This is a genomic window from Streptomyces sp. NPDC051636 (assembly GCF_044453765.1).
Lineage (GTDB): Bacteria > Actinomycetota > Actinomycetes > Streptomycetales > Streptomycetaceae > Streptomyces.
This window is the reverse complement of the sequence record NZ_JBITDA010000002.1, coordinates 363,552-376,410: the sequence shown is the minus strand read 5'-3', so window position 1 is coordinate 376,410 and position 12,859 is coordinate 363,552. Positions and strand designations below refer to the sequence as shown.

Sequence of the window (12,859 nt, the reverse complement as noted above, 5' to 3'; positions counted from 1 at the left end):
GGGCCGAGTGGCCCGTACCGTCGCTGCCATCACCGATCTCAAGCGCTTCGCAGGACACGGAGTTCCCGTCACCGGCGCCGCCATCGCCCGGCGTCTCGCCGAGGAGGGCGGGCGGCTGCCGGCGACCGACCGGGACCTGCCCGCGGCGGAACGGACCGCGGCCGCGCTGCGGGAGCGGGGGCCGGCGGTGCAGGCGTACGCGTGCGACGTGGGCGACCGGGACTCCGTGGCGGGGGCCGCCGCCCATGCCGTCGCCGCCTTCGGCTCGCTCGACGTCCTGGCCGACGGAGCGGCGCACTGCAGCCCCGACGCCCCGCTCCCCGAGGACGAGCCGGACGGGTCCTGGGCCCGCGGCCTCGACATCACCCTCACCGGCGTCTCCATCGGCTCGGTCAACGCCGGGCAGGACTTCGGCAACCACGCCTACGGCGCAGCCAAGGCCGGGCTCGGCTCGCCAACCCGCACCCTCGCAGGGCACGCGGCTGCGCGCGGGGTCCGGGTCGACCTCGTCGAGCCCGGTACGCTCCGCACCTGGGCCTGGGAGGGGCGCGAGGCCGAACTCGGCGCCGTCCGCGCCCTCTACCCCCTCGGCCGGGCCGGCGAACCGGAGGACATCGCCGCCGCCGTCGCATTCCTCGCCTCCCGCGACGCCGCCTGCATCACCGGCGCCACCCTCCGCGTCGACGGCGGACTCACCGCTGTCCACACGGGGTTCCGGGCGGCGCTCGGGCAGTGCCCCTGAGGACTCACATCGCCGCCGCGAGCGCGTCACGCACCCGCCGGGCGTCGTCCTCGCCGGTACGCCAGTTGGAGAACGCCGCCCGCAGCCCCGGTACCCCGCCGTACACCGTCGGCGTCAGGAACGCCTCCCCGGAGGCGGCGACGGCCCGGGCCAGGGCGTCCACCCGCTCCTGCGTGGGGTCGTCGGCGAGCGTGAAGCAGACGACGTTGAGCCGGACCGGCGCCAGCAGCCGCAGCCCCGGCACGGCGTCGATGTCCGCGCCGAGCCGCCGGGCGAGGGCGACGTTCCGCTCGACGATCTCGCGGTGGCCCTCGCGGCCGTAGGCGACGAGGGAGAACCACGCGGGCAGGGCGCGCAGCCGCCGGGAGTTCTCCGGGGTCAGATGCAGGAAGTCGGGCTCGTCGGCCGGCCGGCCGAGATAGGGCGAGGAGTTGTGGAACACCGCCACCTGCAGGTCGCGGCGGCGGGTGAACTGGACGGCGGCGTCGTAAGGGACGTTGAGCCACTTGTGCAGGTCCACGCAGACCGAGTCGGCCGCGTCGAGCCCGGCCACGAGGTGCGCGTACGCGGGGGAGAGGGCGGCGAAGCCGCCGAACGCGGCGTCGACGTGCAGCCAGAAGTCGTACCGCTCCTTCAGAGCCGCGATCGCCCGCAGGTCGTCGAAGTCGACGGTGTTCACGGTGCCCGCGTTCGCCACCACGATCGCGGGTCGGCCGGCCAGCGCCGCCAGCTCGGCGTCCAGCGCGGCCACGTCGACGGCCTCCCGGTTGCCGGGCAGCAGGGGCACGGTCCGCAGCCGGCCGCGCCCGATGCCCAGAACGGACAGCGCCTTGCTCAGGCTGGAGTGCGGGCTGCCGGAGAGCACGTCGACCGGGCCGAGCGCGGCGGCACCGTCCCGGGAGACGTCCACGCCCAGCCGCTCGCCCAGCCACTCCCGGGCGACGGCCAGGCCCACCGTGTTCGACACGGTCGCCCCGGTGACGAACGACCCGCTGTGCGCCTCACCCAGCCCGAACAGCTCCCGCAGCCAGGCCACCGTCTCACGCTCCAGGGCCGCCGCCCAGGAGCCCGCGGTGCCGGAGACGTTCTGGTCGTAGGCGGCCGTCAGCCAGTCCCCGGTGACGGCCGCGGGTGTCGCGCCGCCGGTGACGAAACCGAGGTAGCGCGGCCCCGCCGAGCCGGAGAAGCCCGGCGCCCACCGCTCGGCGAACCGCGCGAGGGCACCCTCGGCGCCCGCGCCCTCGGCCGGAAGAGGCGCGCCTTCTGGCGCGGACTCCAGCCGGGCCACCGGCCGGCCGGCCACGGCGCCCAGCTCGCGGGCGGCGAAGTCACGGGCGGACTGCAGGAGTCGGGGGAGCCGGGAGAGATCGTCGGCGAGTGTGCGGTGCATGAGCCGCAGCGTAGGAGGGGCAGGGCGCCGTCCGCCCGGTCCACTTCGGGACAACTGGACTGATGAGAGCCGGCTTCGGCGTCCCGCTGCCCCACAGACGGCAGCGCCCGCGCCGCCGGCCCCGTCGGCCCGTCCGTGCGTCAGGGTTCCGGGAGTACCGCGACGCCGAGTCCCCTGACACGAGCCGGGCCGGCGCGTCCGGGGCCGCCGCATCGAAGGCGACGTGCGGCTTCCTGTGCACCCACGCCCACCGCCCCCTGCGGCCGCCGGGCGGTGGCATCGCGGCGGCCTTCGGGCACGACATGATCCACGGCCTGGAGGTCACGGTCGCCCTGGGCCTCGACCGCCGCGTCCCGGAGGGCCGCCTGCGGACCGTCCTCGGCACCGTCGACCCCGGGCCTTCCGCTTCTTCGGCACCGGCCTGCGGGGCGTCCGGCTGTGCTGCGACGACCTCGGCTGGTCCCTCGGCACCGGTGCTCCCCTGTACGGCGCCGTGCAGGACCTGCTGCTGGTCGCCTACGGGTGCAGGTCCCGGCGGGCCGGCTGCGTGGTGACGAAGTTCACCGTTTTGTCACAGCGTGATTGTTCCTACAACCGTCATCCCTGCCCATGGGTCTGGTTATCCGACATGGTGGGAATGGTGACCGGAGAAGAAGGGCAAGGGGCTGGTATGGGGGACATACGCAGACGGGGCGCCATCGCGCTCGGCATCACGGGACTTGTGGCGCCGCTCACACTCGCGCTGGGCGCCGCTCCGGCGCAGGCGGCGAGTTGTACGACGCAGGCGGGGCCGTACCAGAAGCAGGTGGAGAAGTTCCTCGGCCGTCCGGTCGACGGCAAGCAGTCGGCCGCCGACTGCAAGGCCGTCCAGGCCTTCCAGAAGAAGCACGGCATCACACCCGCCATCGGCTACGCGGGGCCCGTCACCTGGGGCGTGATGGACCTCATGACCAAGCAGAAGGCCGTCGGGGACGACCCCAACAAGGACGGCAAGTGCCCGGTGAACAAGGGCCGCATCGCCTGCGTCAACCTCACCCTCCAGCTGAGCTGGGTCCAGGACGGCGACAAACTGGTCTACGGCCCGGTGCCGGTGCGCACCGGCCGGGACGGGTACGAGACCCGCACCGGCCTGAAGAAGATCTACTGGCGTGACATCGACCACGTCTCGAGCGTCTACGACGTGCCGATGCCCTACAGCCAGTTCTTCGCCGGCGGCCAGGCCTTCCACTCGGTGAATCTCAGCATGTGGAACCCGCCGGGCTCGCACGGCTGCGTCAACATGACCACGAAGGACGCCAAGAAGTACTGGTCGCTGCTGAAGACCGGCGACGACGTCTTCGTCTACGGCCGCAAGCCGGGCACCTGAACCGTCACACCTGAGGCGCGTCCCCGAAGTCCGGGATCTCCAGCCTGACCCCGCCCTGCCGCGCGGACTCGTGCGCGACGATGCCCGGCAGGGTGTAGCGGGCGGCGACCCACGCGTTCACCGACGGCAGGGTGCGGGAGTTCACGGCGGTGACGAAGTCGTCCACCAGGAAATGGTGGCTGCCCTCGTGGCCGTTGTGCAGGTGGTCGAACTCCCTGGGCAGCCGGGAGCGGTCGTGCACCGGCGCCGAACCGGAGGTGAACGCGGCCCGCAGCTCCGGCGCGATGTGCTGGAGGGACGGGTCGTCGGGGGACATGGTGGGCTTGGGTTCCAGCAGTTCCGTGATGTCCTTCACCCCCTTCTTGTCCTGCCAGAGCGCGACCGTGGCGAGCTGCTCCATGCTCGCGTCCGTACCGAAGAACCGGAACCGTGACTCCCGCATGTGGGAGGGGTAGCCGACCCGCCGGAACTCGTTCGTCCGGAACGAGCCGCCGCCCGCCACCTCGAACAGCGCGGTGGCGTTGGAGAAGTCGTTGCCGAACTGGCTGACCTCCTTGTCGAACACGCCGTCCCCGCGCTCGTCGGCCACCCCGATCGCCGACACGCTCACCGCGTGCGTCCGCCAGGCCCCGAGCACCCCGCCCACCGAGTGCGTCGGGTACAGCAGCGGCGGATAGCTGGCGGTCGCCCTCCAGTTCTCGCCGCCGCTGTACTGGTACGCCTCGTAGAAGCCCAGGTCCATGTCGTGGACGTAGTCGCCCTCGGCGTAGAAGAGCCGCCCGAAGGCGCCCTCGGCGATCTGCTTGCGGGCGTGCACGGTCGCCGGGTTGTACTGGCTGGTCTCGCCCATCATGTACGTCAGCCCGGTCGCCCGGACCGCGTCGATGATCGCCGCGATCTCCTCTGTCGTGATCGCCATCGGCACGGCGCTGTACACGTGCTTTCCGGCGTTCAGCCCCCGCAGCACCAGCGGGCCGTGCGTCCAGCGCTGGGTGAAGACCGCGACCGCGTCGACCGCCCGCGACTCCAGCATGGCCTCGTACGTGGGGAAGGTGCCCGCGAGCCCCTGCGTGGCGGCGAGCCGCTCGGCCCGCTCCGGCAGCAGGTCCGTGACGAAGACGTCGCCCACTCCGGGATGGGCCTGGAACAGCGTGGCGAACTGACCGGAGAACTGCCCGGCCCCGACGATGCCAAGGGAGAAGGTCATGGAGTTACTTTTGATGCGAAAGAATCAGCGTGTCAAGGGTCCGTTCCCTCTGGTTCAGGCCAGGCCTTCGGCGCGCTAAGGTGGGCTGGTTATTTCCGATGCGAAAAAATCGGGGAGTTCGACCCCATGCCCACCACTCCTGCGGCCGGATGGCACCCGCTGAGCCCGGCGGAGCGTTCCGTGGCGATCGAGGTGCTCGTCCACGGCCCCCTCTCGCGCACCGAACTCGCCCGCCGGCTGCACCTCTCGGCGGGCAGCCTCACCCGCCTGACCAAGCCGCTGATCGAGTCCGGTCTGCTGGTCGAGGTGCCCGACGGGAGCGGCGCGGTTCAGACGCGCCAAGGCCGTCCGTCCCAGCCGCTGGACGTCGTCGCCGAGTCCCGCGCCTTTCTCGGGTTCAAGGTCACCGGGGACATGGTCTACGGGGTCGTCACCACGCTCCGCAGTGAGGTCGTCGCCCGCCTCGACCGCCCGCTCACCGGCCACGACCCCGGCGAGGTGGCCGGCGTGCTGGCCGCGATGACGGCCGAGCTCGCCGCCGGTGCCCCCGCCCCGCTCGCCGGTATCGGCATCGGCGTGGGCGGCCTGGTCCGGGAGCGGGCCGTGGTCGTCGAGTCCCCGTACCTGGGCTGGCGCGACGTCCCCCTGGCCGAGCTGCTCGGGGAGCGCACCGGGCTGCCGGTCGTCGTCGAGAACGACGTCGCCGCCCTGGTGGAGGCGGAGACCTGGTTCGGCGCGGGCCGTGGCCTGGACCGCTTCGTGGTGCTGACGATCGGCGCCGGCATCGGCTACGGGCTGGTGCTCGGCGGCAGGCGGGTGCCGCACGCCGGCGAGGACCGGGGCTTCGGACGCCACTGGATCATCCAGCCCCACGGTCCGCTCACCCCGGAGGGCGCACGCGGCAGCGCCGTGTCCCTTCTCACGATCCCCAGCATCCGCTACCAGATCATGGCCGCCACCGGCCGCGACGCCACGTACGAGGAGATCCTCGCCCGCGCCGCCGAGGGCGAGCCGATGGCCGCCCGGGTGATCGACGAGGCGGCGCGGGCCCTGGGCGCACTGGTCGCCCAGATCGCCAACTTCGTGATGCCGCAGAAGATCCTGCTCGCCGGGGAGGGGGTCGGTCTGATGGACGTGGCCGGTGCGGCGGTGGAGGAGACGATCCGGGCCCACCGTCATCCGCTGGCCGCGCCGGTCGGGCTGGAGACGAAGGTCTCCGACTTCCATGACTGGGCGCGGGGGGCGGCCGTGCCGGCCATCCAGGTGCTGGTGCTCGGTGCCGCCGGAGGGTGAACTCGGCGTTCCTCTCCGCCCTGTTGACGTGATGAGTAACACGGTCCTAAATGTCCGAATTCCTTATACTTACTCACAGCGTCTTCACGTCGATCGGCATATGCTTCACAGCATGTCCACCACTGTTGAAGCCGTCTCCGAGCGATCGGCCGCGGAGGTCAACGAGGAGATCCGGGCCCTGTGGCTCCGGTCGGGCGGGACACTGACCACCGAGCAGCGCGAGGAGTACCAGCGGCTCGTGATGGAGTGGGCCGCGGCGACCCCGGAGGCCTCCTAGGAAGCCTCGGTCCCTCCCTGCGGGCCTTGCCCCGCCGTGTTTGCCCGCCGCCGGCTCCAGCCCGAACTCGACACTGATCTCCTTGGAAGCCTTCCAAGCGTTCGACGACGTGTTCGCCGAAACCGGTGTCCCTGGGCCCACCGCGCCCCCCCGACGGCTGCCCGCGTCACCTGACCCTCGGGCAGGGTGAGTTGCATCGACCGCGACATGCGCCCCCTCGATGCGGCGCCGGGTGCGCCGGTCGCTCATCCTGGGATCCCGGCGCGCTGGCCGGGGGCCTTTGCCCACAAAAGCCCGTGCGTGCGGGACTGTGCGCGCGGGTCAGCCCCACGTCGCCGAGTAGTGCCGCTGATACGCCTTGCGGTCCTGTTCCGAACGGATGTACCGCGTGGCGACCAGGGCGATCAGGCTGCCCGCGATGACCAGCAGACCGGGGCCGACGTTACGGGTGTCGGTGAGGCGGGCCAGGAAGGTCTCGCCGTCCGTGGTGCTGGTGACCGGGGCCGACGAACCGGGGGAGGCCGCGCTGGGCGCGATGGCGCTCTGGGTGGCCGAGGCGGACGGTGCGGGGGACGCGTTCTGGCCGCCGGCGGCGTTCTGCGTCGACACGATCAGCTGGACGCCCAGCGCCGACATGGCCTTCGTCACCGGCTGGAAGAAGGTCGTACCGCCCGTCGTGCAGTCGCCGCTGCCGCCCGACGTCACCCCCAGCGCGATGCCCTCCGAGAACAGCGGGCCGCCGCTGTCGCCCGGTTCGGCGCACACGTTGGTCTCGATGAGGCCGGTGACCGTGCCCTCGGGATAGTTCACGGTCGCGTTCAGCCCGGTCACCTGCCCGTCGTGCAGCCCGCTGGTGCTGCCGCTGCGGAACACCCGCTGCCCGACCGTGGGATCGGCCGCGCCGGTGATCCGGACGCCGTTGCCGTTGCCGATGGCGACCACGTCCGCCCCGTCTCCGGCCTTCCCGGACGCGTACTCGATGAGGGAGAAGTCGTTGCCGGGGAAGTTCGTCCGGAGCGTCTTGCCCAGCTGTTGGTTGCCCTGGTTGTCGGCGAACCAGATGGAACCGGCGGGCCCGCAGTGACCGGCCGTGAGGATGAAGTCGCTCTGCCCGTTGGTGACGTTGAACCCGGCCGAGCAGCGGCCGTTGGTGGAGAGCATCGGCTGCGCCCCGTTGAGGCGCGTGGTGAAGGCGCCCTGGGTGCGCTCCATGTGCACGAAGCCGCCGATGCCCTTCACCACCTTCGACAGCCGGTTCCAGTCGCCGGCCGACACGGTCTTGTCGGCCTGCACCACGACCTGGTTCGTACGGTAGTCCAGGGACCACGCCGTGCCCGCCACCCGGGGCGCCGAACGCAGCGTGGCGGTGGCCGACTTCAGCTCGTTCATGCTGTGCCGCACGACCTTCGCCTCGGCCCCCGCCTCCTTCACCACGGCCGCCGCCCGCTGGTCGGTGACCGCGACGACGGGCCGCCCGTCGGCGCCGATCCAGCTGCCCGCCGTACGGGACGTGCCGAGCTTCGCCACCAGTGCGGTGCCGGTGGTGCCGGCCTTGTCCGCCGTACTGAACGGCACGGCGGACGTGCCGGGAGTCTCGCTCGCCATGGCCTGGGTGACCATCGCCCCTCCCAGCAGGAGTCCGCCGACCGCCGCCAGCTGTGTCACCCGCCGGACGACCCGTCGTCGTGCGTGCCTCATGCCTGGCTCCCGAAACCCGAACGCGCGGTGCCTCGGCACCGCGGGGCCCTCCGGTCGTTGAGCGCCCTGTCCTTCATACGTGGCCCGCGGCGGCGGTGTTCACCACGACGGTGATCTTCTCGGCTCAGGCCTTGCGGCCCACTCCGCCGAACATGGCGACCTCCTCCGGCTCGGTCCCCTCCGCCTGTTCCGGGCGCCAGCGCGAGCAGGACACCACGCCCGGCTCCAGCAACTCCAGACCGTCGAAGAAGCGGGCGACGTCCTCGGGGGTGCGCTGGGTGAGCTTCGGCGTGCCGTGCTCGTTCCAGAACCTCACCGCCTCGTCCACGTCCGGCATCGCGGGGCTGGTGACGGTGTGCGACAGCACCAGGTGGCTCCCCGACGGCAGCCGGTCCACGAGCTGCCGCACCAGGCCGTACGGGTCCTCGTCGTCGCCGATGAAGATGACCACGCCGAGCAGCATCAGCGCGACCGGCTCGCCGAAGTCGAGTGTCTTCGCGGCGTGTTCGAGGATCGCGTCGGCGTTGCGGAGGTCCTCGTCGAGGTAGTCGGTGCGGCCCTCGGGCGTGCTGGTGAGCAGGGCCCGCGCGTGGGCGAGGACCAGCGGGTCGTTGTCGACGTACACGATCCGGCTGTCCGGGGCGACGCGCTGCGCGACCTCGTGCGTGTTGTCGGCGGTGGGCAGCCCGGTGCCGATGTCCAGGAACTGGCGGATGCCGACTTCGCCGGCCAGATGCCGCACGGCCCGGCCGAGGAACAGGCGGTCCGCGCGGGCGTACTCGCCGATTCCCGGGTGCAGTTGCCGGATCTGGTCGCCGGCCGCGCGGTCGACCTCGTAATTGTCCTTGCCGCCGAGCCAGTAGTTCCAGATCCGGGCCGTGTGCGGCTGGCTGCTGTTGATGCGGGCGCGCAGCGACACGGCCACGTCGTTGGTGGCTGCCGGGTTGTCGGTCACGGAAGGTCAGCTCCTGGATGCCTGATGAGAGGTTGCGGGTTGGGCGGTACACGGTCAAGAGGCAATCTAGACGCCGGAGTTGATCTCAGCCGGTCGTCCCGGGTTTTCCCCGGCCGGACCGAGCCGGGCCCAGCTGGCCGCGTCGCCCCACACCGACCCGGCGCCCACGTAGGGCCGCAGCAGCGCGGTGAGGGCCGCGTCCCCGCGCCCGTTCAGCTCGTCGGAGGCGATCTTGCGGGCGATGCCGGCCAGGAAGTCGGCGATCTGCACCCGGGCGTCGTCCCGGGAGTCGACCAGCCGCAGCCCGCCGAGACCGATCCCGTCCCGCCGCGCGGCCTGCACGATCCGGGCGATCCGCCCCGGCGTGAGCGAGTTCTGCTGGTCGTGCACCAGCGTGACGGTGCCGCCGCCGGCGCTCCAGCGGGCGGCCGTCCGCCGGATCGCGGGGAACAGCGGATTGAGGACCGGGAACACGGCCGGCGTGGCGAGCATCCGCGCCCGGTAGGCGTCCGCGTGCGGGCGGCCCTCGGCGAGCCGCCGCAGGATCCGCGCGGCGTCCGTGTCCGGGTGCGCCCGGCACAGGGCGTCGACCGTCCGGAAGAACGGCTCACCGGCGGCGGCCGGGTCCCCGCCCGGCCGGAGGCGCAGCAGGCGGTTCGAGGCCGCGAGGAACTCCTGCCACGCCTCCTCGCCGAAGGTGCCCGGGCCCTGCCGGAACAGCGTGACGGCTTCCGCGGGGTCGTCGATCAGCAGGCCGACGGCCCGGTCCACGACGAAGAACGCCTTCTCCGTCAGATGCACATGGGCCCGCCCGAGGATCGGCCCGGCATCGGCGAGCAGCCACTCCAGGACCGCCCGGTGCTTCTCCCGCAGCAGATGGTTCGCCTTGTACTCCTGAGCGGGCGAGCGGATCCGGTCCCGGATCTCCCGCACGCACGCGGCGGCGTCCTCGGCGGACAGCCGCACACTGGCGTGCGCGAACACGTCGGTGTTCCCGCCGGTGAGGTTCTCCCCGTCCGACCCCGACTCGTCGCAGGCGATCTCCAGCTCGGCCCCGTACCGGGTCACACGCCAGCCCCCTATCTTGAGCCCCATGACCAGCATCCCTCACGACACACCAGGTGAACCCAATCCCCTGCGCGTACTCACCCTGGAGCGTCTGCGCCGCCGTACGAGCATGAAATGGCGCACCTACCCCGAGGACGTGCTGCCGTTGTGGGTGGCCGAGATGGACGTGCCGCTCGCCCCGGCCGTGGTCCGCGCCGTCACGGACGCGCTGGAACTCGGGGACACCGGCTACCCGGCGGGCACCGCCTACGCCGAGGCGCTGGCCGCGTTCGCCGCCGAGCGGTGGGGCTGGGACGGGCTCGCGGTGGAGCGCACGGCGATCGTGCCCGACGTGATGCTGGGCGTCGTCGAGATGCTCGAACTGGTCACCGGGCCCGGCGATCCGGTGATCGTCAACCCGCCGGTGTATCCGCCGTTCTTCCAGTTCGTCACCCGCATGGACCGGCGGGTGGTCGAGGCGCCGCTCGGCGCGGACCTGCGGATCGATCTCGGTGTCCTCGAGGAGGCCTTCCGGGGAGCGGTCGCCGGCCGGCGACGGGCCGCGTACCTGCTGTGCAGTCCGCACAACCCGACCGGCACCGTGCACACCGCCGGCGAGCTGGCCGCCGTCGCCGCTCTCGCCGAGCGTTACGGCGTGCGGGTCGTCGCCGACGAGATCCACGCCCCGCTGGTCGCCGCCGGCGTCCCCTTCGTGCCGTATCTGAGCGTGCCGGGCGGGGAGCGCGGCCTGTCGCTGATGTCGGCGTCCAAGGGCTGGAACCTGCCGGGTCTCAAGGCCGCGCTGGCCGTCGCCGGACCCGGGGCCGCCGCCGACCTGGCCCGCCTGCCCGAGGAGGTCGGCCACGGCCCCAGCCACGTCGGCGTCATCGCCCACACGGCCGCCCTGCGCGACGGCACCGGCTGGCTGGACGCCCTGCTGGCCGGCCTCGACGACAACCGGCGGCTGCTCGCCCGCCTGCTGGCCGAGCACCTGCCCGCGATCCGGCACCGTCCGGCCGAGGCCACCTACCTGGCCTGGCTCGACTGCCGCGCCCTCGGCCTCGGCGACGACCCGGCCGAGGTCTTCCTCGAGCGCGGCAGGGTCGCCCTCAGCTCCGGGATCCCGTTCGGCACCGGCGGCGCCGGGCACGTACGGCTGAACCTGGCCACGTCGCCGGAGGTGGTCACGGAGGGGGTGCGGCGGATGGCGGCGGCGCTGCGGTGACCCGGGCCCGTGCCGTGAACCCGGGCTGCCATGATGGACCCATGCGCGTGCTGATGCCGCTCCCCGACCGGGACTTCGACGTGACCGAGGTGGCCGTGCCCTGGCGGCTGCTCACCTATGCCGGGCACGAGGTCGTCTTCGCCACCGAACGCGCCGGGACCCGGCCCGCGGCGGACCCCCGGCTGCTCACCGGCGTGCTGTTCGGACAACTGGGCGCGCAGGAGGAGCCGAAGGACTTCTACCAGCAGCTGGAGCGCGCACCGGAGTTCGCCGCCACGGTGGCCTGGGCGGACCTGGACGTGACCGGCTTCGACGGCCTGCTGCTGCCGGGCGGGCACGCGCCCGGCATGCGGCAGTACCTCGGCTCGGCCGAACTGCGCTCCCAGGTCGCCCGGTTCTGGGCGCTCGGCCGTCCCGTCGGCGCGATCTGCCACGGCGTCCTGGTCCTGGCCCGCACCCAGGACCCAGCGACCGGCCGCAGCGTGCTCGCCGACCGCCGGACGACCTGCCTGCCCAAGTACATGGAACGCACCGCCTACTGGAGCACCGCCTGGCGCCTGGGCCGCTACTACCGCACCTATCCCGCCTACGTCGAGGACGAGGTGCGCGCCGCCCTCGCCGACCCGGACCGGCAGTTCGAGCGCGGGCCCCGGACGCTGTCCAGGCGCGACACGGCGCGCGACGACACCCGCGCCTTCGTCGTCCGGGACGGCAGCTACCTGTCGGCACGCTGGCCGGGCGACGCCTACCTCTTCGCCCGCCGCTATCTCGGCCTGCTCGTGCAGGGGGCGTCCACCTAGATGAACGAGTCCGATGTCTGTGCCGGCCGCGACCATGGCGAAGGGCGCCCGTCGGCTCGTGTGTGACTACCGGCCCGGACGTCCTTCTTGCGGCACTGTACGTGTTCATCGACGACCATGTGGCCCCTCGTCGCCGGATCGGGCGGCCCCCGAAACTGACGGACGCGGAACTGCTGTGCCTGGCGGTCGCACAGGTGCTGCTCGGCTGTCCTTCCGCACGGCACCGGATCCGCTTCGCCCACGCCCGGCTCGGCCACCTCTTCCGCCACCTGCCCCAGCAGTCCGCCTGCAACGAGCGGCTCAACTCTGCCGGACCGCTGATCGGCCGGGTGATGGAGGCACTCGCCCGGCAGGTGCCCACCCGGCACGACGACCTGCGGCCGATCACGGCGGAGACGCGGGGCGTCCATCAAAAGCCCCTAGACTCACGGGCATGGACGACTCGGCGCTGGAGCGGCTCTCCGCGGGCAAGTACCTGCTCGTCACCAGCTATCGCAAGGACGGCACCGCCGTCGCCACCCCGGTCTGGGTGGTGCGGGACGGTGACGCGCTCGGCGTCTGGACGGCCGCCGACTCCGGGAAGGTCAAGCGCATCCGCCGCCGCCCGGACGTCCTCGTCGGCCCGTGCGACGTGCGCGGCCGACCGACCGGCGGCCAGCTCCCCGCCACCGCCGAGGTCGGCGACGCGGCCACCACCGGCCGCTACCGGGGCCTCATCGCCCGCAAGTACGGCGTCATCGGTCGTCTGACGCTGCTGGGCAGCCGCCTGCGCAGGGGGCGGGAGGGGACTGTGGGGATCACGGTGACGCTCAAAGCCTGAAGTACGTCCGACGGGCCCGCGGCTCGTGCGCCGCGGCCC

12 protein-coding genes are annotated in these 12,859 nt (G+C 72.7%); 7 read left to right on the top strand and 5 right to left on the bottom strand.

Going from position 1 to position 12,859, the window contains the following annotated elements; all coding sequences use genetic code 11:
• Positions 1-28 precede the first annotated feature (28 nt).
• Positions 29-742, top strand: a complete 714-nt coding sequence (locus tag ACIBBH_RS05370; RefSeq protein WP_399402706.1) for an SDR family NAD(P)-dependent oxidoreductase — start codon at positions 29-31, stop codon at positions 740-742.
• Between the two features lie 4 nt (positions 743-746).
• On the opposite strand, the gene ACIBBH_RS05365 is transcribed toward ACIBBH_RS05370, so the two are convergent.
• On the bottom strand, positions 747-2,132 hold the full coding sequence (locus tag ACIBBH_RS05365) for a pyridoxal phosphate-dependent decarboxylase family protein (RefSeq protein WP_399402134.1): 1,386 nt from the start codon (positions 2,130-2,132) through the stop codon (positions 747-749).
• A gap of 670 nt (positions 2,133-2,802) precedes the next feature.
• On the opposite strand from ACIBBH_RS05365, the gene ACIBBH_RS05360 reads away from it, so the two are divergent.
• On the top strand, positions 2,803-3,498 hold the full coding sequence (locus ACIBBH_RS05360; protein ID WP_399402132.1) for a L,D-transpeptidase family protein: 696 nt from the start codon (positions 2,803-2,805) through the stop codon (positions 3,496-3,498).
• 4 nt (positions 3,499-3,502) lie between these two features.
• Here the strand turns inward: ACIBBH_RS05360 and ACIBBH_RS05355 are convergent, their stop codons facing one another.
• Complete coding sequence (locus ACIBBH_RS05355) at positions 3,503-4,705, bottom strand: Gfo/Idh/MocA family protein (protein ID WP_399402131.1); 1,203 nt, start codon at positions 4,703-4,705, stop codon at positions 3,503-3,505.
• Between the two features lie 126 nt (positions 4,706-4,831).
• Between ACIBBH_RS05355 and ACIBBH_RS05350 the strand changes: the two genes are divergently transcribed.
• Both ACIBBH_RS05350 and ACIBBH_RS05345 read left to right on the top strand, forming a co-directional pair.
• The gene (locus tag ACIBBH_RS05350; protein ID WP_399402129.1) at positions 4,832-5,998 is read left to right on the top strand and encodes an ROK family protein; all 1,167 of its coding nucleotides are present in this window, start codon (positions 4,832-4,834) and stop codon (positions 5,996-5,998) included.
• Between the two features lie 112 nt (positions 5,999-6,110).
• Positions 6,111-6,275, top strand: a complete 165-nt coding sequence (locus tag ACIBBH_RS05345; RefSeq protein WP_399402739.1) for a hypothetical protein — start codon at positions 6,111-6,113, stop codon at positions 6,273-6,275.
• Between the two features lie 321 nt (positions 6,276-6,596).
• Here the strand turns inward: ACIBBH_RS05345 and ACIBBH_RS05340 are convergent, their stop codons facing one another.
• The 3 genes from ACIBBH_RS05340 to ACIBBH_RS05330 all read right to left on the bottom strand — a co-directional run bounded on the left by ACIBBH_RS05340 (position 6,597) and on the right by ACIBBH_RS05330 (position 10,023).
• Positions 6,597-7,973 carry a S1 family peptidase gene (locus ACIBBH_RS05340; protein ID WP_399402127.1) on the bottom strand — a complete coding sequence of 459 codons (1,377 nt, stop codon included), beginning with the start codon at positions 7,971-7,973 and terminating at the stop codon, positions 6,597-6,599.
• Positions 7,974-8,097: 124 nt separating this feature from the next.
• Positions 8,098-8,928, bottom strand: coding sequence for an SAM-dependent methyltransferase (locus tag ACIBBH_RS05335; RefSeq protein WP_399402126.1), 831 nt, complete (start codon positions 8,926-8,928; stop codon positions 8,098-8,100).
• A gap of 66 nt (positions 8,929-8,994) precedes the next feature.
• Complete coding sequence (locus ACIBBH_RS05330) at positions 8,995-10,023, bottom strand: hypothetical protein (RefSeq protein WP_399402124.1); 1,029 nt, start codon at positions 10,021-10,023, stop codon at positions 8,995-8,997.
• On the opposite strand from ACIBBH_RS05330, the gene ACIBBH_RS05325 reads away from it, so the two are divergent.
• From ACIBBH_RS05325 to ACIBBH_RS05315, 3 genes are all read left to right on the top strand, one after another.
• Positions 10,022-11,200 carry a MalY/PatB family protein gene (locus ACIBBH_RS05325; protein WP_399402122.1) on the top strand — a complete coding sequence of 393 codons (1,179 nt, stop codon included), beginning with the start codon at positions 10,022-10,024 and terminating at the stop codon, positions 11,198-11,200. The genes ACIBBH_RS05330 and ACIBBH_RS05325 overlap by 2 nt on opposite strands.
• 41 nt (positions 11,201-11,241) lie before the next feature.
• Positions 11,242-12,000 (top strand): type 1 glutamine amidotransferase domain-containing protein, encoded by a 759-nt coding sequence (locus ACIBBH_RS05320; protein ID WP_399402120.1) that lies wholly within the window; start codon positions 11,242-11,244, stop codon positions 11,998-12,000.
• A 433-nt stretch (positions 12,001-12,433) separates the two neighbouring features.
• On the top strand, positions 12,434-12,820 hold the full coding sequence (locus ACIBBH_RS05315) for a PPOX class F420-dependent oxidoreductase (RefSeq protein ID WP_399402118.1): 387 nt from the start codon (positions 12,434-12,436) through the stop codon (positions 12,818-12,820).
• Positions 12,821-12,859: the final 39 nt, after the last annotated feature.

Coding starts and splice junctions, on each gene's coding strand:
- ACIBBH_RS05320 (WP_399402120.1), top strand. CDS start 11,242: ATGCGCGTGCTGATGCCGCTCCCCGACCGGGACTTCGACGTGACCGAG.
- ACIBBH_RS05360 (WP_399402132.1), top strand. CDS start 2,803: ATGGGGGACATACGCAGACGGGGCGCCATCGCGCTCGGCATCACGGGA.
- ACIBBH_RS05350 (WP_399402129.1), top strand. CDS start 4,832: ATGCCCACCACTCCTGCGGCCGGATGGCACCCGCTGAGCCCGGCGGAG.
- ACIBBH_RS05345 (WP_399402739.1), top strand. CDS start 6,111: ATGTCCACCACTGTTGAAGCCGTCTCCGAGCGATCGGCCGCGGAGGTC.
- ACIBBH_RS05340 (WP_399402127.1), bottom strand. CDS start 7,973: ATGAGGCACGCACGACGACGGGTCGTCCGGCGGGTGACACAGCTGGCG.
- ACIBBH_RS05315 (WP_399402118.1), top strand. CDS start 12,434: ATGGACGACTCGGCGCTGGAGCGGCTCTCCGCGGGCAAGTACCTGCTC.
- ACIBBH_RS05330 (WP_399402124.1), bottom strand. CDS start 10,023: ATGGGGCTCAAGATAGGGGGCTGGCGTGTGACCCGGTACGGGGCCGAG.
- ACIBBH_RS05365 (WP_399402134.1), bottom strand. CDS start 2,132: ATGCACCGCACACTCGCCGACGATCTCTCCCGGCTCCCCCGACTCCTG.
- ACIBBH_RS05355 (WP_399402131.1), bottom strand. CDS start 4,705: ATGACCTTCTCCCTTGGCATCGTCGGGGCCGGGCAGTTCTCCGGTCAG.
- ACIBBH_RS05325 (WP_399402122.1), top strand. CDS start 10,022: ATGACCAGCATCCCTCACGACACACCAGGTGAACCCAATCCCCTGCGC.